The sequence below is a fragment of the Pseudomonas agarici genome (assembly GCF_900109755.1).
Lineage (GTDB): Bacteria > Pseudomonadota > Gammaproteobacteria > Pseudomonadales > Pseudomonadaceae > Aquipseudomonas > Aquipseudomonas agarici.
On the sequence record NZ_FOAR01000003.1, the window covers coordinates 269,958 to 295,678 of the forward strand.

The 25,721-nt window shown below is 60.3% G+C and carries 23 protein-coding genes and 2 pseudogenes; 18 read left to right on the top strand and 7 right to left on the bottom strand.

Annotated elements, in window-relative coordinates:
• The first annotated feature begins 157 nt into the window (after window positions 1-157).
• From BMX68_RS04620 to BMX68_RS04680, 13 genes are all read left to right on the top strand, one after another.
• On the top strand, window positions 158-676 hold the full coding sequence (locus tag BMX68_RS04620) for an RNA polymerase sigma factor (RefSeq protein WP_017131078.1): 519 nt from the start codon (window positions 158-160) through the stop codon (window positions 674-676).
• A gap of 148 nt (window positions 677-824) precedes the next feature.
• Window positions 825-1,730: a FecR family protein gene (locus tag BMX68_RS04625; RefSeq protein ID WP_081503017.1), complete on the top strand. Its 906-nt coding sequence runs from the start codon at window positions 825-827 to the stop codon at window positions 1,728-1,730.
• 115 nt (window positions 1,731-1,845) lie between these two features.
• Window positions 1,846-4,467 (top strand): TonB-dependent receptor, encoded by a 2,622-nt coding sequence (locus tag BMX68_RS04630; protein WP_017131080.1) that lies wholly within the window; start codon window positions 1,846-1,848, stop codon window positions 4,465-4,467.
• A 123-nt stretch (window positions 4,468-4,590) separates the two neighbouring features.
• Window positions 4,591-5,199, top strand: coding sequence for a biliverdin-producing heme oxygenase (locus BMX68_RS04635; protein ID WP_060782810.1), 609 nt, complete (start codon window positions 4,591-4,593; stop codon window positions 5,197-5,199).
• Between the two features lie 248 nt (window positions 5,200-5,447).
• Window positions 5,448-5,855, top strand: a complete 408-nt coding sequence (locus BMX68_RS04640) for a YbaN family protein (protein WP_026013080.1) — start codon at window positions 5,448-5,450, stop codon at window positions 5,853-5,855.
• A 128-nt stretch (window positions 5,856-5,983) separates the two neighbouring features.
• A complete protein-coding gene (locus tag BMX68_RS04645) occupies window positions 5,984-6,343 on the top strand; it encodes a DUF5064 family protein (protein ID WP_017131083.1) in 360 nt (119 codons plus the stop codon).
• A gap of 89 nt (window positions 6,344-6,432) precedes the next feature.
• A complete protein-coding gene (gene gcsR, locus BMX68_RS04650) occupies window positions 6,433-7,941 on the top strand; it encodes a transcriptional regulator GcsR (RefSeq protein ID WP_017131084.1) in 1,509 nt (502 codons plus the stop codon).
• A 299-nt stretch (window positions 7,942-8,240) separates the two neighbouring features.
• The gene (gene gcvH, locus BMX68_RS04655; RefSeq protein ID WP_017131085.1) at window positions 8,241-8,624 is read left to right on the top strand and encodes a glycine cleavage system protein GcvH; all 384 of its coding nucleotides are present in this window, start codon (window positions 8,241-8,243) and stop codon (window positions 8,622-8,624) included.
• 9 nt (window positions 8,625-8,633) lie between these two features.
• Window positions 8,634-11,483 carry an aminomethyl-transferring glycine dehydrogenase gene (gcvP, locus tag BMX68_RS04660; protein WP_017131086.1) on the top strand — a complete coding sequence of 950 codons (2,850 nt, stop codon included), beginning with the start codon at window positions 8,634-8,636 and terminating at the stop codon, window positions 11,481-11,483.
• Between the two features lie 206 nt (window positions 11,484-11,689).
• Window positions 11,690-13,066: an L-serine ammonia-lyase gene (locus BMX68_RS04665; protein ID WP_017131087.1), complete on the top strand. Its 1,377-nt coding sequence runs from the start codon at window positions 11,690-11,692 to the stop codon at window positions 13,064-13,066.
• A gap of 48 nt (window positions 13,067-13,114) precedes the next feature.
• Window positions 13,115-14,239, top strand: a complete 1,125-nt coding sequence (gene gcvT, locus BMX68_RS04670; protein ID WP_017131088.1) for a glycine cleavage system aminomethyltransferase GcvT — start codon at window positions 13,115-13,117, stop codon at window positions 14,237-14,239.
• Window positions 14,240-14,613: 374 nt separating this feature from the next.
• Window positions 14,614-14,826, top strand: coding sequence for a cold-shock protein (locus BMX68_RS04675; protein ID WP_060782807.1), 213 nt, complete (start codon window positions 14,614-14,616; stop codon window positions 14,824-14,826).
• Window positions 14,827-14,938: 112 nt separating this feature from the next.
• The gene (locus BMX68_RS04680) at window positions 14,939-15,427 is read left to right on the top strand and encodes an RDD family protein (protein WP_017131090.1); all 489 of its coding nucleotides are present in this window, start codon (window positions 14,939-14,941) and stop codon (window positions 15,425-15,427) included.
• A gap of 70 nt (window positions 15,428-15,497) precedes the next feature.
• Here BMX68_RS04680 and BMX68_RS04685 read toward each other — a convergent pair whose 3' ends face one another.
• The 4 genes from BMX68_RS04685 to rpoE all read right to left on the bottom strand — a co-directional run bounded on the left by BMX68_RS04685 (window position 15,498) and on the right by rpoE (window position 19,359).
• Entirely contained in the window at window positions 15,498-16,928 is a 1,431-nt protein-coding gene (locus BMX68_RS04685; protein WP_026013081.1) for a DegQ family serine endoprotease, read from the bottom strand.
• Between the two features lie 236 nt (window positions 16,929-17,164).
• Window positions 17,165-18,145, bottom strand: coding sequence for a MucB/RseB C-terminal domain-containing protein (locus BMX68_RS04690; protein ID WP_017131092.1), 981 nt, complete (start codon window positions 18,143-18,145; stop codon window positions 17,165-17,167).
• A 13-nt stretch (window positions 18,146-18,158) separates the two neighbouring features.
• Window positions 18,159-18,746, bottom strand: a complete 588-nt coding sequence (locus tag BMX68_RS04695) for a sigma-E factor negative regulatory protein (protein ID WP_017131093.1) — start codon at window positions 18,744-18,746, stop codon at window positions 18,159-18,161.
• Window positions 18,747-18,777: 31 nt separating this feature from the next.
• Entirely contained in the window at window positions 18,778-19,359 is a 582-nt protein-coding gene (gene rpoE, locus BMX68_RS04700) for an RNA polymerase sigma factor RpoE/AlgU (protein ID WP_017131094.1), read from the bottom strand.
• A gap of 537 nt (window positions 19,360-19,896) precedes the next feature.
• Between rpoE and nadB the strand changes: the two genes are divergently transcribed.
• Both nadB and BMX68_RS04710 read left to right on the top strand, forming a co-directional pair.
• Complete coding sequence (gene nadB / locus BMX68_RS04705) at window positions 19,897-21,504, top strand: L-aspartate oxidase (protein WP_017131095.1); 1,608 nt, start codon at window positions 19,897-19,899, stop codon at window positions 21,502-21,504.
• Window positions 21,505-21,921: 417 nt separating this feature from the next.
• Complete coding sequence (locus tag BMX68_RS04710; RefSeq protein ID WP_017131096.1) at window positions 21,922-22,125, top strand: hypothetical protein; 204 nt, start codon at window positions 21,922-21,924, stop codon at window positions 22,123-22,125.
• 195 nt (window positions 22,126-22,320) lie between these two features.
• Here BMX68_RS04710 and BMX68_RS26710 read toward each other — a convergent pair.
• Window positions 22,321-22,658, bottom strand: a pseudogene (locus tag BMX68_RS26710) (IS21 family transposase); the annotation flags it as partial.
• A gap of 294 nt (window positions 22,659-22,952) precedes the next feature.
• On the opposite strand from BMX68_RS26710, the pseudogene BMX68_RS04720 reads away from it, so the two are divergent.
• Window positions 22,953-23,078 (top strand): annotated as a pseudogene (locus BMX68_RS04720) (hypothetical protein); the annotation flags it as partial.
• On the opposite strand, the gene BMX68_RS04725 reads toward BMX68_RS04720, so the two are convergent.
• Both BMX68_RS04725 and BMX68_RS04730 read right to left on the bottom strand, forming a co-directional pair.
• Window positions 23,047-23,499, bottom strand: coding sequence for a protein YgfX (locus BMX68_RS04725; RefSeq protein WP_017131099.1), 453 nt, complete (start codon window positions 23,497-23,499; stop codon window positions 23,047-23,049). The pseudogene BMX68_RS04720 and the gene BMX68_RS04725 sit on opposite strands and share 32 nt — an antisense overlap.
• Window positions 23,483-23,737 (bottom strand): FAD assembly factor SdhE, encoded by a 255-nt coding sequence (locus tag BMX68_RS04730; RefSeq protein WP_017131100.1) that lies wholly within the window; start codon window positions 23,735-23,737, stop codon window positions 23,483-23,485. Before BMX68_RS04730 ends, BMX68_RS04725 begins: the two co-directional genes overlap by 17 nt.
• A gap of 150 nt (window positions 23,738-23,887) precedes the next feature.
• Here BMX68_RS04730 and ygfZ point away from each other — a divergent pair, with 150 nt between their 5' ends.
• Window positions 23,888-24,829 carry a CAF17-like 4Fe-4S cluster assembly/insertion protein YgfZ gene (gene ygfZ / locus BMX68_RS04735; RefSeq protein WP_017131101.1) on the top strand — a complete coding sequence of 314 codons (942 nt, stop codon included), beginning with the start codon at window positions 23,888-23,890 and terminating at the stop codon, window positions 24,827-24,829.
• Window positions 24,830-24,852: 23 nt separating this feature from the next.
• Complete coding sequence (locus tag BMX68_RS04740; protein ID WP_017131102.1) at window positions 24,853-25,674, top strand: HDOD domain-containing protein; 822 nt, start codon at window positions 24,853-24,855, stop codon at window positions 25,672-25,674.
• Window positions 25,675-25,721: the final 47 nt, after the last annotated feature.

Here is a 25,721-nt window from a genome sequence, read left to right on the forward strand (position 1 = left end):
TTCGAGATTTCCGCACAACAATCCTTTAGGGCAAGCTCGCAACCCATGAGCCAATGCTCCCGACCTTCGGCCAGAGACACCGACAGGCGCATTAGCGCTTGACCTACAGCGCACATGATAAGCATTATCATTAACCTGTAATCGCTTCGGTGCTGTCGTGACGCAATCCCAGTTCAATCAAGTCTTCCTTACCCAGCGGGTCTCGCTACTGCGCACGCTGCAACGCATGGTACACAACCCCTGCACCGCCGAAGACCTGTTGCAGGAGACGTACCTAAGGGTCACTCGGGCATTGCGCGAACACCCTATCGATCACCTCGAACCCTTTGTGTTCCGGACCGCCCGCAACCTGGCACTGGACCATCTGCGCGCACGGCGCATTCAGTCGCGCACGCTGATGGAGGACGTACCGCCGGAGCTCGTGGAGAATGTCGCCGGACCGCTGAGCCCGCCAGAAGATGCCACCCATGCCGAACAACTGCTGGAGCGCCTGAGTGTGAGTCTTGGTCAATTGACTGCCCGTCAGCAGCAGATCTTCATCCTCAGCCGCTTGCACGGCAGCAGCTATCAAGAGATCGCCGAGCAGCTCAAGGTGTCCCTGAGCACCGTGCAAAAGGAACTCAAGCTGATCATGGCTATCTGTGTCGGAGTGGCCGAACGCCTGGATCCCTCCTAAGCTTGGCATCGGACCGACCAGACGCGTCCATGCACAGCAGCAGATCATCGAATCGAACCGTGGCAGCGACTGCCGAGGAACTCCCGTGACGGAAAGCCCCAACCCGCATTCCCCCGAGCTGGCTCGGCAGGTGTTGCTAGACGATGCTATGGACCAGGCCCTGGACTGGCTGATCGTGATGGAGTGCCCGAGCGCCGAGCAGCGCATCGAGTTCGATACCTGGCTCGCCGCCGACCCGGCACACGCCCACGCCTATGCCCGAGCCAGCAAGGCCTGGAATGCCGAACCGGTGAGCGGCGCCGCACAGGCCCTGCAAACCCCTCGCCGCCCGTCGCTGCCGCGACGCCTGCGTCCCCACTGGAAACCCTTGGCGACTGCCGCCGTGCTGCTGATTGCCATCGGCACCTACGGCAACCTGCCCTTGCGCCTGCAGGCCGATCACCTGACCGTGGTCGGCGAACGCCAGCACCTGCAACTGGAGGACGGCTCAAAGGTCCTGCTCAACACCAACTCGGCGTTCTCCAGCAACGTCACCGAGCAACAGCATGTCGCGCGGCTTTACCAGGGCGAGGCGTTTTTCGAGGTGTCCGGCCAACGCCAATACCCGCTGGAAGTCGAGGCGGGTCCAGTCCAGGCCAGCGTACGCGATACCGCATTCTCCGTGCGTTATCTCAATGGCGAAGCACAGGTCCAGGTAGAACGTGGTGATGTCAACCTGCGTACCCGCGACGACAGCGCCCGCTTGCGCCTCTCTGCCGGTAATAGCGTGCGGATCGGCCCCCACGGGTTTGGCCACCCGGAAAAACTCGATGTACAGAAGGACTTGGCTTGGGTCCGGGGTCGACTGGTATTCGAGAATTGCCCACTGAGCCAGGTGCTGGCCGAACTGCGGCGCTATTACCCAGGTTGGATCGTCAACAACAACGAGCAGTTGGCCCAAGTCGCCGTGACCGGCAACTACCGCCTGGACAAGCCGCTGGACGTGGTTCGCTCTCTCGCCCACATTACCTCTGCCCGAATATCGGAATACCCAGCACTGGTAATTCTCAACTGACTGTAAGTTTTTTTACTCAATAGCGCAGGGTCATTCGTCTCGTTATAGCCAATGCAAGTGATTCGTATCTAGAATCGCATCGCAACTATACGATTCGTACACCGGAGCGCTATCGATGCCCACACGTTTGACGCCCAAGGCCCGCGGCGGCGGCCTGCAACAGTGCACCCTGTCCCTGCTCACCGTGGCCGTATTACTGGCTGGCGTCCAGGCGACTCCTGTGCTGGCGGCGACCAGCGCCAACCAGTCGACACGCAGCCTGGGCAACTACAATTTTGCCATCGCCCAGCAGCCGCTGGTGTCGGCGCTGAATGCGTTCTCCATGATCACCGGCTGGCAAGTCGGCCTGTCGGCCGCGCTGGGCCAGGGCATGGCATCACCGGGCGTACAGGGCGCATTGCCGCCGGAAAAGGCCCTGGAACGCCTGCTGGTCGGCACCAACCTGAGCTACCGCAAGCTGAGCGACAACAGTATCGTCCTGGAAAAACGCAGTGGCGGCAGCACCCTCAATCTACAGCAGGTGACCATCAGCGCTACTCGCCAGAAGCAGGAAGTCTCCTCGGTTCCCAATACCGTGAGTGTCCAAGACCGCCAGCAACTGGACCGGCAAAACGTCAATACCCTCAAGGATCTGGTGCGTTATGAGCCCGGCGTCTCGGTCGGCGGTACCGGCGTGCGCGGCAGCGGGATCAGCAACTACAACATCCGCGGGATCGACGGCGACCGGATTTTGACCCAAGTCGATGGTGTCGAGATTCCCGATAGCTTCTTCAACGGCCCCTACGCACAGACCCAACGCAACTACGTCGACCCGGAAATCATCAAGCGCGTGGAGATCCTGCGCGGACCGGCGTCGGTGCTCTACGGCAGCAACGCCATCGGCGGCGCCGTGAGTTACTACACCCTCGATCCAGAGGACATTATCAAGCCTGGCCAAGACACCGGAGCCCGCCTGAAGAGCGGCTACAGCTCCGCCGACAATAGCTGGCTGACCTCCGGTACCGTCGCCGGTCGCAGCGGCGATTTCGACGGCTTGCTGCACCTGAGCCAGCGTCATGGACGCGAAACCGAATCCTACGGCGATACCGGCGGCACCGGCCTGAACCGCACCGCCGCTAACCCGCAAACTGCCCGCACCAGCAACGTGCTGGCCAAGCTGGGTTGGCACTACAACGACGACTCACGCTTGGGCCTGACCTACGAACGCTTCAAGAGCGATATCGATACCAATCAGCGCAGTGCCGTGGGCGGGCCGTTCGGCAACGGCGCGGGGCAGAACATGTACCGCTCGCGTACCGGCAACGACACCGTCACCCGCGAACGCTTTGGCATCGACAACAGCTTCGGCCTCGACAGCGCCGTGGCCGATCACGTCAAACTGAGCCTGAACTACCAGGTTGCCAAGACCGACGCGAGCACCCTGGAAAACTATGTCGTGCCCACCTTCGGCCCGTCCATTGGCCGTAACGTGATGCGCGCCCGCGACACCCTCTACAAAGAAAGCCAATGGGTCTTCGATGCTCAGGCCGACAAGGCGTTCAGCATCGGTAAAACCGATCACCTGCTGACTTACGGCACCACGATCAAGCAGCAAAAAGTCACCGGTTCGCGTGCCGGCTCAGGCACCTGCGTGGCCGCATCGGCGCCTTGTCCCGTAGTCGGAGGCGACAGCCCGAAGGACCGTCTGGTGAAATCCAGCGACGTCCCGGATCCGACTGTCGACAGCTACGGCCTGTTCGCCCAGGATCAGATCACCTGGAACCAGTGGACCTTTCTGCCAGGCCTGCGCTATGACTACACCCAGCTCAAGCCGCATATCACCCAGGAGTTCATCAACACCATCAACGCCGCACGACGCGGCCCCGGCGACGAGCCCATCGACGGTTCCAACAAAACCTGGCATCGCCTGTCGCCCAAGTTCGGCCTGACCTATGCCCTGAGCGAGCAATACACCTGGTACGGGCAATACGCCGAAGGCTTCCGCACGCCATCGGCCAAGGCACTCTATGGGCGTTTCCAGAACCTGAGCGGCGGTTATCAAGTTATGCCCAACCCGGATCTGGAACCGGAAAAAAGCAAGAGCTATGAAACCGGCGTGCGCGGCAAGTTCGATGTCGGTTCTTTCGACGTGGCGGTGTTCTACAACAAGTATCGCGACTTCATCGATGAAGACGCGGTCTCGCCCGGCTATGACGAGCCGACCTTCCAGACCCACAACATCAAGCACGCCACCATCAAGGGGGCGGAAGCCAAGGGTCGCCTGGATCTGGACAGCTTCGGCGCTCCTCAAGGGCTCTATACCCAGGGCTCGGTGGCCTATGCCTACGGCCGTAACGATGACACCGGCAAGCCGATCAACAGCGTCAACCCGCTCACCGGCGTCTTCGGCCTCGGTTATGACCAGGACGATTACGGCGCGCTGTTGAGCTGGACCCTGGTCAAGCGCAAGGAGCGGGTGGACAACAGCACCTTCTTCGCCCCTGATGGCCTGAGCGCCAGCAAGCAGTTCAAGACGCCCGGCTATGGCGTGATCGACCTGACCGGTTTCTACAAGGTAACCGATGATCTGACCGTCAACGCCGGCCTGTACAACCTGACCGACAAGAAATATTGGAACTGGAACGACGTGCGCGGCTACGACGGTGTCGGTGAGGCCGGCGTGCTGAACCCAGCCAACCTCGACCGCTTGACCGCTGCGGGTCGCAACGTCTCGGTGAATCTGATCTGGGATATCTGATCCCTGTGCACCTCCTCGCTGCGACAGGAATCGGCGGAGTGAGGTTTTTTTACTGTGGCGCGTCTTCTGATTCGTCTACCTATGTATCAATTGAAAATACATCTTATTCTCAAGGATTTCACAATGACACTCCAGGACAACACTCAGCGCCTGAGCCTGCGCTCCCAGCGCCTGAACCAGATCACCAACGAGCCGCACACCAAGCTCGATCAGTTGGTGAAAGCCCATGCGCCGTTCGAAAATCAGGCCAACTTCGCCCGTTTCGTCGTCGCTCAGTACCTGTTCCAATCGGAACTGGCTACCCTGTACAACGATCCCGAACTGATCGCCATTGTCCCGGACCTGCCGGCCCGCTGCCGTGCCGAACAGGCCAAGGCCGATCTCGCCGACCTGGACACCGAAGTGCCGGCTCCGGTCGCCGGTGCGCTGAACAATCCGAGCAAGGCCCAAGCCCTGGGCTGGATCTTTGTCTCCGAGGGTTCCAAACTCGGTGCCGCGTTCCTGATCAAACGCGCCGCAGGTCTGGGCCTGAGTGAAACCTTCGGTGCTCGGCACCTGGGCGAGCCAGCCGGTGGTCGTGCCGAGGGCTGGAAGAGCTTTATCAGAACCCTCGACGGCCTGACGTTCAGCGCTGAAGAAGAGGCTGCGGTGGAAAAAGGCGCCGTCGATGCCTTCCGACGCTTCACCGTGTTGCTGGAACAGGCTTACGCCACGGCCCCCGAACTGGCCTGATACCGGGTCCCCGGCTGGACGCCACCGGCTAGCGGGCTGTCGGCCCCCCGCGCTGGAGGCGGCCCCGGAACCGGCGAGCGCGGCCCGTCAGGCAGGGGTTACCCTGGCGTCGCCGCCGAGCGCGGCGCCTCGACCAGTCTGCTCGCCACAAACCTCGCCCCTCGGGCTCATACGTGGAGTTCTCACCCAAAGCCCGAGCATTCATTCCAGACTTGAGCCAAATCGCCTGGCGCACCACAATCGATGCCATGACCAGCAAACCACCCTCGTCTTCGAAACTCGCGCGCCTGCTGTTCGGCATGCTCGCCTATGTCAGCCTCGGTATCGGCCTGATCGCCATCGTCGTGCCTGGCCTGCCGACCACCGAGTTCATCCTGTTGGCCGCCTGGGCCGCCACCCGAAGTTCGCCACGTCTGAGCGCCTGGCTGGAAAACCATCGCCTATTCGGCCCGATCCTGAGCAACTGGCGCAACGGCAAGATCATCGCTCGCCGCGCCAAGATCAGTGCCACCGTCAGCATGCTGCTCTGTGCCGTCCTGATGCTGGTGATGCTCGAACACCACTGGCCAGTCTATCTGGCCATCGCCGGCATGAGCCTGGGCAACCTGTGGATCTGGTCCCGTCCCGAACGCCGGCCGCTCGCCGATCCCCCCTGAACGTGCGTCACCAGGCCGGCCAAAGTCTACGTTGAGCGGCGCTTCAGGGCATAAGCAGTTGTTGGTGGTTGAAACATCGGCACAGATCCGTAGTCTGCTCTACTTCCATGCCTTGAAGGAGAGTTCCCATGGCCAAGTTCGAGCCCGGTCACCTGCATATCGAGCGCCACGCGCTGAACAAGGACGATTACAGCTACAACCTGCGTATCGACTACGAACTCGCCCAAGACCCCAAGGAAGGCCGGGGCATGCGGTTCACCCTGCGGGGCAGTATCGAGGAGAAATCTCTGAACGAGTCGTTCTTCCTGGCCAAGGACCAGGCCTTCGACTTCGCTCGTCATGCCAGCCGTATTGCCCAGCGATATGGCCTGCCGAAAAACGCTAATGTTGCATCGATGCACAAGTACTACGACGAGATGTTCGAGGACGTGCGGACACAGCTCAACGTCAAGTCCGGCGACCCGATGCAACCCGAACACCTGGAATAATTCCCCGCCCCGATGGGTCCCGCAGCGTGGGAACCATCGGGTAGAGATGTCATACTTGCCCCTCCTTGCCCCGAACCGTACTCCACCCCATGCGCATCCACGTCAGTTTCATCGACCGCGTCGGCATTACCCAGGAAGTCCTGGCGCTGCTCGGTGGTCGCAACCTGAACCTGGATGCCGTGGAGATGGTTCCACCCAACGTCTATATCGACGCACCGACCCTCAGCCCACAAGTGCTCGAAGAACTGCGCGAGGCGCTGTTCAGCGTCCATGGCGTGCAGGCGGTGACGGTGGTGGACATCCTTCCCGGCCAACGTCGGCACCTGCAACTCGATGCCTTGCTCGCTGCCATGACCGACCCACTGCTGGCACTCGACAGCGCAGGCGTGGTGCTGCTCGCCAACCCGGCGCTGATCGCCTTGTACGGGCGTGAGCCGGCCGGCGAAAGCGTCGCCGAACTGTTCGCTGATCCCGGCCTGCTGGAGACGCTGCTGGAAAACGGCTTTCGCTTGCCCCTGCGAGAAATCACCGTCAACGGCCAGACGCTGTTACTGGACGCCACGCCCATCACCAATGCCGGTGCGTTACTGACGCTGTACCAGCCCAACCGTATCGGTGAACGCCTGTCAGCGCTGCATCATGATCATGCCGAAGGCTTCGATGCCCTGCTCGGCGAGTCGGCGGCGATTCGCACCCTCAAGGCCCGTGCCCAGCGGATCGCGACGCTTGACGCGCCCTTGCTGATCCAGGGCGAAACCGGCACCGGCAAGGAGCTGGTAGCCCGTGCCTGCCACGCCATCAGCGCCCGCCATAGCGCACCGTTCCTCGCCCTCAATTGCGCGGCGCTGCCGGAAAACCTCGCCGAAAGCGAGCTGTTCGGTTATGCCCCCGGCGCCTTCACTGGCGCCCAGCGTGGCGGCAAGCCAGGGCTGATGGAGCTGGCGAACCAGGGCACGGTGTTTCTTGACGAGATCGGCGAGATGTCGCCGTACCTGCAAGCCAAGCTGCTGCGTTTTCTCAATGACGGTAGCTTTCGCCGGGTCGGCGGCGACCGCGAGGTCAAGGTCAATGTACGAATCCTCAGTGCCACTCACCGCAACCTGGAAAAGATGGTCGGCGAAGGCAGCTTTCGCGAGGACCTGTTCTATCGCCTGAACGTGCTCAATGTCGAGGTTCCGCCCTTGCGTGAACGTGACCAGGACATTCTGCTGCTGGCACGCTACTTCATGCAGCAGGCCTGCGCGCAGATCCAGCGGCCGGTCTGCCGGCTGGCACCAGGGACCTATCCGGCGCTGCTGGGCAATCGCTGGCCGGGCAATGTCCGCCAGTTGCAGAACGTGATCTTCCGCGCAGCGGCGATCTGCGAGAGCAGCCTGGTGGATATCGGCGACCTGGACATTGCCGGAACCTCCGTGGCCCGCCAGAGCGACAGCGAAATCGACAGCCTGGAACAGGCGGTCGAAACCTTTGAAAAAACCTTGCTGGAAAAGCTCTACGTTCATTACCCCTCGACCCGGCAGTTGGCCAGCCGCCTGCAAACCTCTCACACCGCGATTGCTCATCGCCTGCGCAAGTACGGCATCCCTGGCAAGGCCTGAGAACAACAAAAGCGACCCTCATCTGTACTGAAAGCGCTACAGTGGAACGATTTCGCTACAAATCCAACGCACCGTGGTTCAACAAGGCTTTTATCCTGTTGAGCTTTTTTTACGCACCCTGTCTGTAGCGATTTCGCTACAGACAGGGTGCTCCCGCGTCTTGAAATCCCCCCTCAAGCCCTTGATTTACAAGGCCCAAACAACATTGGCCACAAACTTGCTAAGGGAATCCCTATTAGCGAGGCCAGCTCTCGCCTTTATTGCGTCCACCAGACAAGTCTGGCCCTTGAGGAGTTTCCATGAGCGAGTTGCGTTTTACTGAAGACCACGAATGGCTGCGTACCGAAGCCGATGGCAGCGTCACGGTCGGCATCACAGCATTCGCGCAGAATGCCCTGGGCGATGTGGTGTTTGTGCAACTGCCGCAATTGCAGGACTACAACAAGGGTGCCGAAGCCGCCACCGTGGAGTCGGTAAAAGCCGCCAGCGGCGTGTACATGCCTCTGGACGGCAAAATATTGGACGTCAATCCGGCCCTGGAGGATCGCCCGGAACTGATCAACGAAGACCCGCTGGGCGAGGGCTGGTTCTTCCGCTTCCAGCCCAAGGACGCCGCCGCTGTCGACCAACTGCTCGATCAGGACGCCTACGACCGCCTGATCAAAGCCAACGCCCAAGCCTGAGGAGCCGCCATGACCATCAATCTCGGCACCGCCAATGAATTCATCTCCCGTCATATCGGTCCGCGTCAGGATGACGAACGCGCCATGCTCGCCACCCTCGGCTTCGATTCCCTGCAAGCGCTGAGCGCCAGTGTGATTCCCGACAGCATCAAGGGCACCAGCGTCCTCGACCTGCCGGCCGGACAAAGCGAAGCCGACGCCCTGGCATCGATCAAGGCCATTGCGGCGAAGAACCAAGTGTTCAAGACCTACATCGGCCAGGGCTATTACAACTGCCATACGCCGTCGCCTATCCTGCGCAACCTGCTGGAAAACCCGGCCTGGTACACCGCCTACACACCCTACCAACCGGAAATTTCCCAGGGTCGCCTGGAAGCGCTGCTGAACTTCCAGACCCTGATCAGCGACCTCACCGGTCTGCCGATCGCCAACGCCTCGCTGCTCGATGAAGCCACCGCCGCCGCCGAAGCCATGACCTTCTGCAAGCGCCTGAGCAAGAACAAGGGCAGCCAGGCTTTCTTCGCTTCCGTACACTGCCACCCGCAAACCCTCGACGTACTGCGCACTCGTGCCGAACCGCTGGGCATCGAGGTGGTGGTCGGCGACGAAGGCGAACTGAGCGATGTCAGCGCGTTCTTCGGCGCCCTGCTGCAATACCCGGCCAGCAACGGCGACCTGTTCGACTACTGCGAACTGACCGAGCGGTTCCACGCCGCCAACGCCCTGGTGGCTGTCGCGGCGGACCTGCTGGCCCTGACGGTACTGACCCCGCCAGGTGAATTCGGCGCCGACGTCGCCATCGGCAGCGCTCAACGCTTCGGTGTCCCGCTGGGCTTCGGCGGCCCGCACGCGGCGTACTTCTCCACCCGTGATGCTTTCAAGCGCGATATGCCCGGCCGCCTGGTCGGCGTTTCCGTGGACCGCTTCGGCAAGCCAGCCCTGCGCCTGGCGATGCAGACCCGCGAGCAACACATCCGTCGCGAGAAAGCCACCAGCAACATCTGCACCGCCCAGGTCCTGCTAGCCAATATCGCCAGCATGTACGCCGTGTACCACGGTCCCAAAGGCCTGGTGCAGATCGCCAATCGCATCCATCAGCTGACCGCTATTCTGGCCAGGGGTCTGGGCACGCTGGGCCTGAACGTGGAGCAAACCAGCTTCTTCGACACCCTGACCGTCAAGACCGGCGCGCAAACCGCCGCCCTGCATGACAAGGCACGTGCCCGCCAGATCAACCTGCGGGTGGTCGATGGCGAGCGCCTGGGCTTGTCCCTCGACGAAACCACCCGCCAGTCAGATGTCGAAACCCTCTGGAGCCTGCTGGCCGATGGCCAGGCGTTGCCGGATTTCGCCGCCCTCGCCGCTTCGGTAGCCAGCGCCATCCCGGCCACACTGATGCGCCAGTCGCCGATCCTCAACCACCCGGTATTCAACCGCTATCACTCGGAAACCGAGCTGATGCGCTACCTGCGTAAGCTGGCGGACAAGGACCTGGCCCTGGATCGCACGATGATCCCGCTGGGCTCATGTACCATGAAGCTCAACGCCGCCAGCGAAATGATCCCGGTCACCTGGGCCGAATTCGCTGCCCTGCACCCATTCGCCCCGGCTGATCAGAGCGCCGGCTACCAGCAACTGATCGACGAGTTGGAAGCGATGCTTTGCGCCGCCACGGGTTATGACGCCATCTCCCTGCAGCCGAACGCCGGCTCCCAGGGCGAATACGCCGGCCTGCTGGCGATCCGCGCCTACCATCAGAGCCGTGGCGAAGAGCGCCGCGATATCTGCCTGATCCCGTCGTCGGCCCACGGCACCAACCCGGCCACCGCCAACATGGCCGGCATGCGCGTGGTGGTCACCGCCTGCGACGCCCGTGGCAACGTCGATATCGAGGATTTGCGAGCCAAGGCCATCGAGCACCGCGACCACCTCGCGGCGCTGATGATCACCTACCCGTCGACCCACGGTGTATTCGAAGAAGGCATCCGCGAAATCTGCGGCATCATTCATGATAACGGCGGCCAGGTGTATATCGACGGCGCCAACATGAACGCCATGGTCGGCCTCTGCGCACCGGGCAAGTTCGGCGGCGACGTGTCGCACCTGAACCTGCACAAAACCTTCTGCATCCCCCACGGCGGCGGCGGCCCGGGCGTCGGTCCAATCGGCGTGAAATCGCACCTGACCCCGTTCCTGCCCGGTCACGGCGTCATGGCACGCAAGGAAGGCGCAGTCTGTGCGGCACCGTTCGGCAGCGCGAGTATTCTACCGATTACCTGGATGTACATCCGCATGATGGGCGGCGAAGGCCTCAAGCGCGCCTCGCAATTGGCGATCCTCAATGCCAACTACATCTCCCGGCGCCTGGAAGAACACTACCCAGTGCTCTACACCGGCAGCAACAGCCTGGTGGCGCACGAGTGCATCCTCGATCTGCGACCATTGAAGGACAGCAGCGGCATCAGCGTCGATGACGTCGCCAAGCGCCTGATCGACTTCGGCTTCCACGCCCCGACCATGTCGTTCCCGGTGGCGGGCACCCTGATGATCGAGCCGACCGAAAGCGAATCCAAGGAAGAGCTGGATCGCTTCTGCGACGCCATGATCCGCATCCGCGAGGAAATCCGTGCAGTGGAAAACGGCACCCTGGACCGGGACGATAATCCGCTGAAAAACGCCCCGCACACGGCGGCGGAGATCGTCGGCGAGTGGACGCACCCGTACAGCCGCGAACAGGCGGTCTACCCGGTGGCGTCGTTGATCGAAGCCAAGTACTGGCCGCCGGTCGGTCGCGTCGACAATGTGTTCGGCGACCGCAACCTGGTCTGCGCCTGCCCGTCGATAGAGAATTACGCTTAACTGTTGGCTTGCTTGTGACCAGAGGCTTGCCTGTGGTCACAAGGCTCACCTCCGCCGGGCCGCGCAGCGCCCCTGAAACCGGCCACAGCGTTGCCTCGGAAAGAACACATTGGCTGATTTCACCTTCTATCTCCGACAGAATCGCGTGCTAACTCTATCCCCAACAGCTTTAACCCAATAACTATTAGAAAAACCGGAGAACCCATATGTCCCTGAGCGTGTTCGACTTGTTCAAGATCGGCATCGGTCCCTCCAGTTCCCATACTGTCGGTCCGATGCGTGCGGCTGCACGTTTCGCCGAGGGCCTGCAGCGCGAAAACCTGATGCAACAGACCACCTGCGTCAAAGTCGAGCTGTACGGCTCGCTCGGCGCCACCGGCAAAGGCCACGGCAGCGACAAGGCCGTATTGCTGGGTCTGGAAGGTGAGCACCCGGATACCGTCGACACAGAAACCGTCGCCGCCCGCCTGCACACCATTCGCAGTGACGGACGCCTGAATCTGCTCGGCGAACACTCCATTGAATTCAACGAAAAAATCCACCTGGCGATGATCAGGAAGCCCTTGGCCTATCACCCCAACGGCATGATCTTCCGCGCCTTCGATGCCGCCGGTCTGCAGATCCGCAGTCGCGAGTACTACTCGGTGGGAGGCGGTTTCGTGGTCGATGAAGATGCCGCCGGCGCCGACCGCATCGTCGAGGACAGCACCGCGCTGACCTTCCCGTTCAAAAGCGCCAAGGAACTGCTGGGGCAATGCAGCACCCACGGCCTGTCCATCAGTCAGGTCATGCTGACCAACGAAAGCGCCTGGCGTCCGGAAGCGCAAACCCGTGCCGGGCTGTTGAAAATCTGGCAGGTCATGCAGGACTGCGTCGATGCCGGCTGTCGCAATGAAGGCATTCTGCCAGGCGGCTTGAAGGTCAAGCGGCGCGCGGCAGCCCTGCATCGGCAACTGTGCAAGAACCCGGAAGCCGCGCTGCGCGACGCACTGTCGGTGCTGGACTGGGTCAATCTGTATGCTCTGGCGGTCAATGAAGAAAACGCCAACGGCGGGCGCGTGGTCACCGCACCGACCAACGGCGCGGCAGGGATCATTCCCGCCGTGCTGCATTACTACATGCGCTTTATCCCCGGCGCCAACGAGGACGGTGTGGTGCGCTTCCTGCTCACCGCTGCCGCCATTGGCATTCTCTACAAGGAAAACGCCTCCATCTCCGGTGCCGAAGTCGGTTGCCAGGGCGAAGTCGGCGTGGCCTGCTCAATGGCCGCCGGTGCCCTGTGCGAAGTACTCGGCGGCACAGTGCAACAGGTCGAGAACGCCGCCGAAATCGGCATGGAACACAACCTCGGGCTGACCTGCGACCCCATCGGCGGGCTGGTCCAGGTGCCCTGCATCGAGCGCAATGCCATGGGGTCGGTCAAGGCCATCAATGCCGTGCGCATGGCTCTGCGAGGTGACGGCCAGCATTACGTCTCCCTCGACAAAGTCATCCGTACCATGCGCCAGACCGGTGCCGACATGAAAAGCAAATACAAGGAGACCGCCCGTGGCGGTCTGGCAGTAAATATTATCGAGTGTTGATTGAGGGGCCGGCGCAAGCGGCCCTCCGGCAATTTCCAGGAGTTGAAGATGTCCACCGAAAACCTGCTAAAAACCCCACTGCACGCCCTGCACCTGCAACTGGGCGCACGTATGGTGCCGTTCGCCGGCTATGACATGCCGGTGCAGTACCCGTTGGGCGTGATGAAGGAACACCTGCACACCCGTGAACAGGCCGGACTGTTCGATGTTTCGCACATGGGCCAGATCCGCCTGGTCGGTGCCGCCGCCGCCAGCGCACTGGAAACCCTGGTGCCGGTGGATATCATTGACCTGCCGGTGGGCATGCAACGCTATGCCATGTTCACCAACGAAACCGGCGGCATTCTCGATGACCTGATGGTTGCGAACCTGGGCAACGACGAACTGCTGCTGGTGGTCAACGCCGCCTGCAAGAACCAGGATCTGGCACACCTGCAAAAGCACCTGGGGCATCTGTGCGAGGTCCAGCCGCTGTTCGAAGAGCGTGCCCTGCTCGCCCTTCAAGGCCCCGCCGCCGCTACTGTGCTGGCGCGCCTGGCACCGGAGGTTACCCGGATGACCTTCATGCAGTTCCTCGCCATGCGCCTGCTGGGTGTCGACTGCTACGTCAGCCGTTCCGGTTACACCGGCGAAGACGGCTTCGAAATCTCCGTACCGGCGGCCAGCGCCGAGTGTCTGGCCCGCAGTCTGCTGGCCGAAACCGAAGTCGAAGCCATCGGCCTCGGCGCACGCGACTCGCTACGCCTGGAAGCCGGCCTGTGCCTCTACGGGCATGACATGAGCAGCGATACCACGCCGGTCGAGGCCAGTCTGCTCTGGGCCATTTCCAAGTCGCGGCGCGCCGACGGTGCGCGGGCTGGCGGTTTTCCGGGCGCCGAGCAAGTCTTCGCCCAGCAGCAACGAGGGATACGACGCAAGCGTGTCGGCCTGTTGCCCCAGGAACGCACGCCGGTACGCGAAGGTGCTGAAATCGTCGACCAGGACGGCACCATCATCGGCCACGTATGCAGCGGTGGCTTCGGTCCGACTCTCGGCGCACCACTGGCCATGGGCTACCTGGACAGCGCTCACTGCACACTGGACAACGATGTGTGGGCCACTGTCCGTGGCAAGCGCATACCACTGAAAGTCAGCAAAATGCCTTTTGTTCCGCAACGTTACTATCGTGGCTGATACCAACAGTAACAACTAACACGGTGATGAACCAGCGCACTATTTTGCAATGCAGTCGCCACGCAATAGTACATATATTTTCACCGAACTTGGTTTACAACTGTTGTACCCAACTGAGTACTTGTAGATCCACCCTGCCAAAGCTCTCGAAAACTGAGACAAACCGGGGCTTGGCGGGGGCTTGTTTTTTCTCCCACAGTTGGCGTAGAGTTTCTCCACTGTGTTTGCATGGGTCGCTCGGAATCGTGACCTGGGCAGTAGCTCTAAGTTTTGCTACAACCCGTTCGACGTCTCTTACTTTCCTGCAACCCAGCCCAGTACTCTTTCAGGTGAAAGAGACTGTCATTAATTTTTAGCGTCAAAGGAAATAAGAAATGTCCCAACGTCAGAGCGGCACCGTCAAATGGTTTAACGACGAGAAAGGTTTCGGTTTTATCACGCCTGAAAGCGGTCCGGATCTGTTCGTCCATTTCCGTGCTATTCAGGGTAGCGGCTTCAAGAGCCTGAAAGAAGGTCAAAAAGTGACTTTCATCGCCGTGCAAGGCCAGAAAGGCATGCAGGCTGACGAAGTCAGCGCAGAAGCCTAAACTTAAGCTTTATTACACAAAAAAGCCCCTGATGGCGACATCGGGCGCTTTTTTGTGGGTGCCTTCTAAGGTGTAGCTCCGTAAAATGGCTTTTTCCGATGAGAGAGCCGTTATGCCAAAGCACGTGCTAAGCCCCCAGGGCGAGTTTCCTGCCGCCGGCCTGGGCCGTCGCCTGGCAGCAATGTTCTATGACTTTCTGCTGTGTACCGCCTTACTGATGGTCACTGACGGCCTCTACAAGCTGGTGCAGATGGCATTCATTGGCGAGCAACGGCTCAGAGCCCTCGCGGATGCCGGCCAGCTGGACCATGATCCGTTGCTCTCGACCCTGCTGTTTTGCGTCCTGTTCGCTTTCTTCGCCAAATTCTGGACCTACAAGGGCCAAACCCTGGGCATGCAGGTATGGGGTATTCGGGTACAGAACGCCGACGGCTCAGCCATCAGTATCTGGCAGGCGCTGCTGCGTTTCATGGTATCGATTGCCTCCTGGCTGTTTGTCGGCCTGGGTTTTATATGGGTGCTCTTCGATAAGCAGAAACGCAGCTGGCATGACATCTACTCCAACAGTCAGTTGGTGCGTATTCCCAAGCAACCCCGATAACACTTTCCGTTCGCACATAAAAAAACCGCCTCATTCGAGGCGGTTTCTTTTGCAACATTTCAACCCAGGTTTATTCAGCCAGTTTGAAAGTGATGAAGCTCGCACGTCCCTGACGCAACACGCGCATCGATACCGAGCGATTCTTTGGCAGGGCCTTGGCGATATCGGTGAACTGCTTGGCATCGGTGATCGCCTGGTTGTTCAGGTGCGTGATCACGTCGCCTGGCTGCAGACCGATCAGGGCCGCAGGACCGTCCTGCACTTCCTTGATGATCACGCCGCCCTTGAGCTGGTCATTGGCTTTCTTCTGATCATCGGTCAGGTCAATGACAGAAATCCCCAGGCGATTGCTGCTACGCTCGGCACCCGTGGACTTGGCGATATCCATTTCCTTGCCTTCATCCGGGATCGCACCGACCGTCAGGTCAACGGTCTTATGCTGACCTTCACGAACCACTTCCAGCTTGGCCTTTTCTCCCGCCTTCAGCGCGCCCACCAGATGCGGCAGGTCAGCCGACAACTCGATTGGCTGGCCGTTCATGCTGAGAATTACGTCACCGACTTGCAGGCCGCCTTTCGCCGCCGGGCCATCGTCCTGAACCTGAGCAACCAACGCACCGGCCGGTTTGTCCAGGCCGAAGGATTCGGCGAGATCCTTATTGACCTCCTGAATCACCACACCCAGCCAGCCGCGGCTGACCTTACCACCCGCCTTCAATTGGTTGGAAACGTCCATGGCAACATCGATCGGGATCGCGAAGGACACGCCCATGAAGCCACCGGAACGGGTGTAGATCTGCGAGTTGATACCCACCACCTCACCGTTGAGGTTGAACAACGGACCACCGGAGTTGCCCGGATTGATCGGCACGTCGGTCTGGATGAACGGCACATAGTTTTCGTTCGGCAGGCTACGACCTACGGCACTGACGATGCCCTGGGTCACCGTATGATCAAAGCCGAACGGCGAACCGATGGCGACGACCCACTGGCCGGACTTCAAGTCCTTGGATTTACCCAGCTTGAGAGTCGGCAGGTTCTTGCCTTCGATCTTCAGCAGCGCTACGTCGGAACGCGGATCGGTACCGACCAGCTTGGCCTTGAGCTCGCTACGGTCGGCCAGGCGCACGAGAATCTCGTCAGCGTCGGCGACGACATGGTTGTTGGTGAGGATATAGCCGTCATCGGAGATGATGAATCCCGACCCAAGCGATTGGGCTTCGCGTTGTCGACCGCCACCGCCACCTTTGCCACGCGGTTGCGGGAACCCGCGGAAAAACTGCTGGATTTCCGGCGGCAAGCCCTCCAGCCCCTGAATCTGCTCCGAAACCTTGCGGTCCGGCATCTTCTGAGTCGTACTGATATTCACCACCGCCGGCGAGGCCTGCGCCACCAACTGGGTGAAATCAGGCAGTTCCGCAGCCTGGGCCGCGACCGTCTGCCCAAGCAGCAGGACAGCGGCGAAGATGGACAAATAAGATTTCAAGCTTGGTATCGACATACGGCTCCCGTAAACAACGAGCATGGTTAAGCGACAGGTACCATAAAACCCGAGGATGATTAAGCCTGGATTACGGACCGGAAACAACAAACAAGGCCAGGGCCGTTAGGGCCTTGATCTGTAGGAAAGTTCGGTTTGTTTTGCAAATGAAAATGATCACCGGGCATTTCGGCATTTCGATCCTACCGCCTGGATGGCTTCATGTGAAGACCTGATCGAGCTCATGGGTCAGCGACTCACTGCTGGGGAGGCTGCGCTTCGCCGGCACGCATCGACAAGGCGATCCGTTCGGCGGTACCAATGGGAATCTCACCCACCACCGTGACCATGATATCCCCGCCGGGGGTGCTCAGGTGGCGGGAGACCGCGACGGTAGGCCCCAGTTGGGTACGGGTGTCGGTGGTGCTGGCGCCGTTGAGGGATTCGAGAAAGACCGAGAAACGCGCCAACCCATCGTCATACATAAGACTGCTGACCTGAGTCTTGGACTGTGGATCCAGACGCACCGTACTACTCACCAGTTCAAAACCCGGCGGCAGCCAATCGGAATGCCATAACTGCGCTACTTTACTGCCCAGCACCTGTCCCTTGGCCTGCGTCTGGTTACCGGGTAATACCACCGGTTTGCATTCAGGGCCAGCTTGCAACTGGCTGTTCAGGGGGGCCTCGGAGGTGTTCAATTCGGTAAACTGGAAACGCTCGAGCAATTGCCCCTTGTCATTGGTCAGCAGCGACTTGAGCGGCAAACCGGTCTGGCGATCCAGATGCAATTCGAAATTATAGCGATGCTGGTCGCGCGGCGTCAGCGACACGATCACTGCAGAACGGCCAGCCACGCGTGATTTACCCACGACCGTAATGTCATACCAGGCTTTGAGTTTCTGCGGATCGAGCGCACGGGCGTGCGCATCGGACGGCTCATCGAGTCCGGCGGCCAACGCGCCACTGACACACTCAGTGCGCCCATCGACGCGTACAACCTCTTGCGCCGAGTCATCCAACTGAAGCAACCGCTCATGAACCCGACCATTCTGGACTAAGTGCCAGATGCGGTGAGTCGAAAAACTACCGTTGCGTTCGTAGACAAAGGTGCCCTGAAAGCTTTGCTGCTGCTCAGCTTGCCCAAGACGGTCCAACCAATCCCGGGCATCGTCGGCCCGGGCAGTCAGAACAAACCCACCGGCCAGGGCAAGCGTTAAAAGAGCTAGCGCGCGCATGGTCCTCCTTAACTTAGCGGTTTTCCAGGCTCGCGGCACGTGCGTAAGGCAGCGCGCTCTCAGTACCCTTCAGGGCCGCCTGCTGCGCATGTTGGCGCAGATAGCTTGGCAAACGCTGCTCCCAACCGGGCTGGCCTTGCCGTAGCACCCCGCTGGCCATCGGACCGACGGGCTGGGAACCTTCAGTATAACCGGCAAGAACCGCCGGCCCCTTGGCCGTCGGAGCAGCCAAGCCAGGCTGATTCGATTGCTGGGCCAGTTGGGCACCGGCAATCTCATCCTGATTGTAGATGCGCACGCCAGCCAGCACCGCAACGGTTACCGAAGCGGCCACGGCCAGACGGCCCAGGGTACGCCAAGGACCACGGGAAGCTTTACTCGGCACATCTTCGCCGGCCAGAGCCAGCGACACAGCCGAGGCGATATCCAGGCGCGGGTCCAACAATTCCTTGTGCATCACTGCCCGGGCGATTTGGTAACGCGACCAAGTAGCACGGGTATCAACATCGTCAAGGGCACTGAGTACCCGACGTAACTCCAATTCGTCCGCTTCGTTATCCATCACCGCGGACAGCGATTCCTGCAGGGCTTCACGACTCATGACGGTTCCTCTCTTGGCTGTCGCCGCTGTCTCAGGTTTCCTGCAACAACGGCTGCAGGGCTTTGTCTATGGCCTCCCGAGCGCGGAAAATCCGGGAGCGCACGGTGCCCACAGGACATTGCATGACCGCTGCAATGTCCTCATAACTCAGACCATCGAATTCACGTAAAGTTAACGCCGTACGCAAATCTTCTGGCAGTTGCTGGATGGTTCGATGGACAGTCCCCTCGATCTCATCCCGGAGCAACGCACGCTCCGGCGACTCGAGGTCCTTCAGGCCATGATCGCCGTCGTAGAACTCTGCATCCTCGGAACTCACATCATTATCTGGTGGCCTGCGACCGCGGGATACCAGATAGTTTTTTGCCGTGTTGATGGCAATGCGGTACAGCCAGGTATAAAAGGCACTGTCACCGCGAAAATTACCTAAGGCACGGTAGGCTTTGATAAAGGCTTCTTGTGCAACGTCCTGGGCTTCATGGGTGTCGTGCACGAAACGCACGATCAACCCGAGAATTTTGTGCTGATATTTCAGCACTAGCAGATCGAAAGCCCGCTTGTCGCCACGCTGAACGCGCTCGACCAGCTGCTGATCCTCTTCCTGGGTTAGCATGAACACTCCTCATAGGACTTGAAGGAGGCTGCCATTGCTAATTGATCAGACTTGCAAACATAGACTCGGGCTTTTGGCAAAAGTTCTCCCCCTTTCAAGCAAGTTTCCTGCGATCCGCTGAACGGACACACACGAAAAACGCAGCACGGACTTGGCCGACTGCGTGAATAATTTTGGCGTCGAATTCGCTGGTAAAGCCTTCCCTCAGGCCCCACAGAAAGCCGACGCTGTCCCCTTCTTTCAGGTACCTGTCTATGGAGCACGGGGCTTTTCAAAAGTTCCCGGAGATTGCAGTAAGTAATAGCATTGTGCCGCTCCATCGATCAAAGGTTGCCTGAACCTAGTTATAGCCGAAAAATCATCATCTTACCCTGCAAAACCACATGCACGACGCCCCGGAGTAGCGCACACTTCTTGCTCGTTATAGTCTCACGATGCCATGAAGGCCCTGCCATTGTGCCGATCCCTCCAGCTATATACTAGTGGGTGGTATGGCGGGCTTCGTGGCCTACCAAGGCGTTTTTCGGATTCCTAGAGATGAGCCAACATTTTCAACACGATGTGCTGGTGATTGGCAGCGGTGCCGCCGGCCTGAGCCTGGCGCTAACGCTGGCGAACCATCTGCGCATTGCCGTCCTGAGCAAGGGCAACCTGGCCAACGGCTCGACCTACTGGGCTCAGGGTGGCGTCGCCGCGGTGCTGGACGACACCGACACCGTGCAATCGCATGTCGAGGACACCCTAAACGCCGGTGGTGGCCTGTGCCACGAAGACGCGGTGCGCTTCACCGTCGAGCACAGTCGCGAGGCCATCCAGTGGTTGATCGACCAAGGCGTGCCCTTCACTCGCGACGAAAAAGCCAATGTCGATGACCGTGGTTTCGAATTCCACCTGACCCGTGAAGGCGGCCACAGTCATCGGCGGATCATCCACGCCGCCGACGCCACCGGCGCGGCGATCTTCACGACCCTGTTGGACCAAGCCCGGCAGCGCCCGAACATCGAGCTGCTGGAGCAGCGCGTGGCCGTCGACCTGATCACCGAAAAACGCCTCGGCCTGGACGGGGAACGCTGCCTGGGGGCCTACGTACTTAATCGCGGCACGGGCGAAGTCGATACCTACGGGGCCCGCTTCACCATTCTTGCCTCGGGCGGCGCGGCCAAGGTGTATCTCTATACCAGCAATCCCGACAGCGCCTGCGGCGACGGCATCGCCATGGCCTGGCGTTCGGGCTGCCGGGTCGCCAACCTGGAATTCAACCAGTTCCATCCGACCTGCTTGTACCACCCGCAGGCCAAGAGTTTCCTGATCACTGAAGCCCTGCGCGGCGAAGGCGCACACCTGAAACTGCCCAACGGCGAACGTTTCATGCCACGCTTCGACCCACGGGCCGAGCTGGCGCCACGGGATATTGTCGCCCGAGCCATCGACCACGAGATGAAGCGCCTGGGTATCGACTGCGTCTACCTGGACATCAGCCACAAACCCGAAGCCTTTATCAGGACACACTTCCCGACGGTGTACGAACGTTGCCTGGAGTTCTCCATCGACATCACCCAGCAGCCGATCCCGGTAGTCCCGGCGGCGCATTACACCTGTGGTGGCGTGCTGGTGGACCAGCAGGGCCGTACCGATGTCCCTGGCCTGTATGCCATTGGCGAAACCAGCTTCACCGGCCTGCACGGTGCCAACCGCATGGCCAGCAACTCGTTGCTGGAATGTTTTGTCTATGCCCGTTCGGCCGCCGCCGACATCCTCCAGCAGTTGCCACGGGTCGCCATGCCCGCGGCCTTGCCGAGCTGGGACGCGAGCCAGGTGACCGACTCCGACGAAGACGTGATCATCGCCCACAACTGGGATGAACTGCGACGTTTCATGTGGGACTACGTCGGCATCGTGCGCACCACCAAGCGTCTGCAACGAGCCCAGCACCGGGTGCGGCTGCTGCTGGACGAAATCGATGAGTTCTACAGCAACTACCGAGTAAGCAGAGATCTGATTGAACTGAGGAACCTTGCTCAAGTAGCGGAACTGATGATCAGGTCTGCTATGGAGCGGAAGGAATCTCGGGGTCTGCACTACACGCTGGACTATCCAGGGATGCTGCCAGAGGCGAAGGATACGATCCTTACCCCAACCAAATGAGGCACGTTTAGGAGCCCTCGGCGTAGCATGGTGAAATGCCGTTTTGTAACAGCTTTATCCCAAAGCCCCTGGGGTCCTTGTTGCACTGTGAGGACGCTGTGAACCAGTGATCGCATTGTTCACTACCTCTGCCTTTACCTTCAGCCATTCTACAAGACCCTTGGAGATCACCTTGAAAAGGCCTTCAGGAAAAGGCTTGGTGTGGCCTGAAGATGTCTTATGGGCTTTCCCTTGAGTGATCATCAAGGCCCGCAATTTGCCAGTGCGGTCAATCCCAGCGAGACGGCGGGCTTCGCGCCAGCTATAGCCGACTGTCCCTCCGTAACCACGACAGTAGGGTAGGGGTTACCTGCAATAGCTCGTTGCTATAAGATTCGCGGCCATTTAACGGATGTGCCGTAAATCAAAGGGATTCATATGAAGCTGAACGTCATTATTTTGGGTCTTATCGCTGCGCTGGCTGGCTGCACCACCGCCGGGCCTTACGTCACCAACATTTCCAGCGATGGCCGCAACGGCTTGAACATCGAGAAGTGCGCAGTGAAGATGAATGCATTCATGGGTACGGTTAGCACTTCTGAGTGCACAACACAAAATCTGCAGCTAAGTCGCGGCGGCTAAGATCGACCCTACGATTTCGTCTTCTGACTCGCCCGAGTCTTTGGCTAGCGTCAGGAGGTTTTCGTTGCGGAAAAGCCTGCGATACCTTTTGTGGAATCGACAACGTCTCTCAACCCAATCCTTGCGGTGTAATGGTGCACCTGCCTCACCGCTTCCTTGGCATCTCGACGAGATCTGAAGCCATGCCGCGATGGTTGCATGGCTGCGATAGTGCTCGACGAACTGGGTGTAGCGGCAGGTCGGCTGATCGGCATGGGCGGCGGCGTATTCCTCCCGCCGCAGTTGCAGCGTCACGCCTTTGCGCCGCAGCTCGCGGTGCAGGGTGATGACGTCGGACAACACCCTGCCTCCGCAGGTGTGGACAATCTCGGCGGCGAGCACCAGAGCCGCGCCGAGCGTCACCTTGATGTATTGCTGACGACGCCCTTGGAGGGTTGCAAGGCACGGGCGATCTTCTCGTGAGACAGGTAGACCTCGAACTTGAGGCGCAGGCATTCTTTGATATTACGCATGGCTACTCGCTGCAACGCCATCCTTCGACTCCCTGAAATGAGACGCAGGGTGGCGGCAGGTCAGGCCATGCGCAACGAAGTTTAAGCAGTTCGCTAACAACGTGACCGGCTGTTTCGGAACACGCGGAAAATCGGTCACGTTGTTAGCGAAATGAGCGGTCACGATGGGCCTAAATAGGCAGTTTTGAGTAGCTCGGTTGCTCGTGATACTGGTGGCTTTCGGTTTGGGTCAGGCAGAGCCCAAGGCTCCGGCGATAAGATCGTGATCAGTCTGGAGCGGGTGATGGGTGCTGATTGTGCCGAGTTGAAACGGTCGAGTTGATGATTCGCTCGGCCATGGAGCGAAAAGAAAGCCGGGGCCTGCATTACACCCTCGACTACCCGGACCTGCTACCCGAGGCCCTTGACACTATTCTGGTGCCGCCCATCTACGCCGGCTGAACTTCAGCCATACGCGCAGGCGCCGATGCAGGTCGCTCGCCAGCGCGTCGCGGGGCACGCAAATCGAGCGCGACCACCAATCTCCGCGCCGACGAAAGCGCAGCACCACCAGCCAGGGCAAGGCCAGGCTGTCGCGGTGCAACTGTACCGACTGCCAGCCAGCCGCCCGACTCCAGAGCTGCCAACCCCGCTCGTCCCGGCGCAAACCGGTAAAAGCCGACGGATGGTTCAAGCGTATTTGTCGCGGTACGACCCAAGCCCCATGAAGCAGGCACAGCAACGCCCCGGACAGGCTCGCCCAGAACGGAATTTCAAGCAGGCACCACGATAACAACGCCAGACCCAGAGCTCCGAGATATGCCACCAGCAACAGCCGTGAGGCCCGCCAGCGGCATTCGAACGTGTTACTTGGGCTGAACACGGTCGAGAATCATGCGTACCATGCGCTGCAGTTCTGGATCTGGCGATTCGGAACGCTCCATGAACCAGCCGAACATGTCCTGGTCCTCGCATTCGAGCAACTTGCGATAGCACTCGCGGTCGACGTCGTTCAGATGCGCGTACACCTCCTTGACGAACGGTACCAGCAGCACGTCCAGTTCCAGCATACCGCGACGGCTGTGCCAATAGAGACGATTGAGTTCTACATCTTCGACCATGGAGCGCTCCTCAAATTTGTGCGCAAGTATACAGGCCCGATCATCACCGCGCAGTCGGCTTTGGTCGCGGCACCCGGCGTTTTGTGAACTACCCATTTGCGGAGCACCCCTCTATGATGTCCGCCAGACTTATTCATGCTGCGAAGACCCATGGCCGATTCCGCTTTTTTCTGCATCCTTTCCCACGAAGGCGTTCTCGCCGTCCGCGGCGCCGACGCCAGCAAGTTCTTGCAGGGTCAGTTGACCTGCAACCTCAATTACCTCAGCGAGACCCAGGCCAGCCTCGGCGCTCGCTGCACGCAGAAAGGCCGCATGCAGTCGAGTTTCCGCATCCTGCTCGAAGGTGACGGCGTGTTGCTGGCCATGGCCAGCGAGTTGTTGGAACCGCAGTTGGCGGACCTGAAGAAGTACGCGGTGTTCTCCAAGTCCAAGCTCACCGATGAAAGCGCCGGTTGGGTCCGGTTCGGGCTGGGTCAGGCCACCCGCGTGCTGGCCGACCTGGGCGTCGATCTGCCCGAGGAAACCGATGCCGTGGCGCGAGCCAATGGTCTGATCGCCATACGAGTGTCCACCGGGCGTAGCGAGCTCTGGGTCCCGGCGGCCCAAGCGCGAGACCTGCAGGCGCAACTGGCTGGCTCGCTGCCGGAAGCCGATCTCAACACCTGGCTGCTCGGGCAGATTCGCGCCGGTATCGGCCAGGTCATGCCGCAAACCCGCGAACTGTTTATCCCGCAGATGCTCAACCTGCAGGCCGTGGGTGGCGTGAGCTTCAAGAAAGGCTGCTACACCGGGCAGGAAATCGTCGCGCGCATGCAGTACCTGGGCAAACTCAAACGGCGCCTGTATCGCCTGAAGCTGGACGCAGGGCAACTGCCTGAGCCCGGTACGCCGCTGTTTTCGCCCGCCCACAACAGTTCCATCGGCGAAGTGGTGATCGCCGCCACGGCCGAGGAGTCGATCGAACTGCTGGCCGTGCTACAAGCCGAAGCGGCCGAAGCCGGCACTGTCCATCTGGGCGATGTGCAAGGCCCGGCCCTGACATTGTTGGATTTACCTTATCAACTGGACCGTGATGGTGAGATCCAGCGTTAACCGCACCGCCATAGAGAGCACAAATGAACAAGCTGGCGGAAAAGGTCCAACAGGATCTGGTAACGGCCATCGACAACGACGACCTGGTTCTGCCCACGCTCCCGGAGGTCGCCCTGAAGATTCGCGAGGCGGCGGAAGATCCCGAAATCAGCGTCAGTACCCTGAGCAAGGTGATTGGTGGCGACACCGCTCTGTCGGCACGGCTGATCAAGGTGGTCAACAGCCCGTTGTTGCGCGCCAGCCATGAAGTGACCGACCTGCACACCGCCATCACCCGGCTTGGGGTGAACTACAGCAGCAACCTGGCGATCGGCCTGGTGATGGAACAGATCTTTCACGCTCGCTCCGGGGTGGTTGAACAGAAAATGCGCGATGTCTGGCGCAAGAGTCTGGAAATTGCCGGGGTCAGCTACGTGCTGTGCCGCGACTTTACCTTGCTCAAGCCGGACCAGGCGGCGCTGGGTGGGCTGGTACACCAGATCGGTGTGCTGCCGATCCTGACCTACGCCGAAGATCACTACGAACTGCTGGCCGATCCGTTGAGCCTGGATCATGTGATCGAGAGCATTCATCCGTTGCTGGGCGACAAATTGCTAAGAGTCTGGGACTTCCCGGAACGGCTGGTCAAGCTGCCCGGACAATACCAGGACCTGGAGCGCGATAGCGGTACCGTCGATTACGTTGACCTGGTGCAGATCGCCACGGTGTTCTGCCATCAGCGCACGACACAAGCTTATGCCAATATCCCGCTCGGCAGTCTGCCGGCCTTCAGGCGGTTGAAACTGGCCCCGGACAGCGAGGTCTGGGTCGGAAAACTCAATGATGCGCGGATGATGTTCATTTAACCGACAGACCCTGCCTGTGGGGAGCGGGCTTGTCGGAGCCCCAGAAG

Coding starts and splice junctions, on each gene's coding strand:
- BMX68_RS04625 (WP_081503017.1), top strand. CDS start 825: ATGGACCAGGCCCTGGACTGGCTGATCGTGATGGAGTGCCCGAGCGCC.
- BMX68_RS04630 (WP_017131080.1), top strand. CDS start 1,846: ATGCCCACACGTTTGACGCCCAAGGCCCGCGGCGGCGGCCTGCAACAG.
- BMX68_RS04635 (WP_060782810.1), top strand. CDS start 4,591: ATGACACTCCAGGACAACACTCAGCGCCTGAGCCTGCGCTCCCAGCGC.
- BMX68_RS04640 (WP_026013080.1), top strand. CDS start 5,448: ATGACCAGCAAACCACCCTCGTCTTCGAAACTCGCGCGCCTGCTGTTC.
- BMX68_RS04645 (WP_017131083.1), top strand. CDS start 5,984: ATGGCCAAGTTCGAGCCCGGTCACCTGCATATCGAGCGCCACGCGCTG.
- gcsR (WP_017131084.1), top strand. CDS start 6,433: ATGCGCATCCACGTCAGTTTCATCGACCGCGTCGGCATTACCCAGGAA.
- gcvH (WP_017131085.1), top strand. CDS start 8,241: ATGAGCGAGTTGCGTTTTACTGAAGACCACGAATGGCTGCGTACCGAA.
- gcvP (WP_017131086.1), top strand. CDS start 8,634: ATGACCATCAATCTCGGCACCGCCAATGAATTCATCTCCCGTCATATC.
- BMX68_RS04665 (WP_017131087.1), top strand. CDS start 11,690: ATGTCCCTGAGCGTGTTCGACTTGTTCAAGATCGGCATCGGTCCCTCC.
- gcvT (WP_017131088.1), top strand. CDS start 13,115: ATGTCCACCGAAAACCTGCTAAAAACCCCACTGCACGCCCTGCACCTG.
- BMX68_RS04675 (WP_060782807.1), top strand. CDS start 14,614: ATGTCCCAACGTCAGAGCGGCACCGTCAAATGGTTTAACGACGAGAAA.
- BMX68_RS04680 (WP_017131090.1), top strand. CDS start 14,939: ATGCCAAAGCACGTGCTAAGCCCCCAGGGCGAGTTTCCTGCCGCCGGC.
- BMX68_RS04685 (WP_026013081.1), bottom strand. CDS start 16,928: ATGTCGATACCAAGCTTGAAATCTTATTTGTCCATCTTCGCCGCTGTC.
- BMX68_RS04690 (WP_017131092.1), bottom strand. CDS start 18,145: ATGCGCGCGCTAGCTCTTTTAACGCTTGCCCTGGCCGGTGGGTTTGTT.
- BMX68_RS04695 (WP_017131093.1), bottom strand. CDS start 18,746: ATGAGTCGTGAAGCCCTGCAGGAATCGCTGTCCGCGGTGATGGATAAC.
- rpoE (WP_017131094.1), bottom strand. CDS start 19,359: ATGCTAACCCAGGAAGAGGATCAGCAGCTGGTCGAGCGCGTTCAGCGT.
- nadB (WP_017131095.1), top strand. CDS start 19,897: ATGAGCCAACATTTTCAACACGATGTGCTGGTGATTGGCAGCGGTGCC.
- BMX68_RS04710 (WP_017131096.1), top strand. CDS start 21,922: ATGAAGCTGAACGTCATTATTTTGGGTCTTATCGCTGCGCTGGCTGGC.
- BMX68_RS04730 (WP_017131100.1), bottom strand. CDS start 23,737: ATGGTCGAAGATGTAGAACTCAATCGTCTCTATTGGCACAGCCGTCGC.
- ygfZ (WP_017131101.1), top strand. CDS start 23,888: ATGGCCGATTCCGCTTTTTTCTGCATCCTTTCCCACGAAGGCGTTCTC.
- BMX68_RS04740 (WP_017131102.1), top strand. CDS start 24,853: ATGAACAAGCTGGCGGAAAAGGTCCAACAGGATCTGGTAACGGCCATC.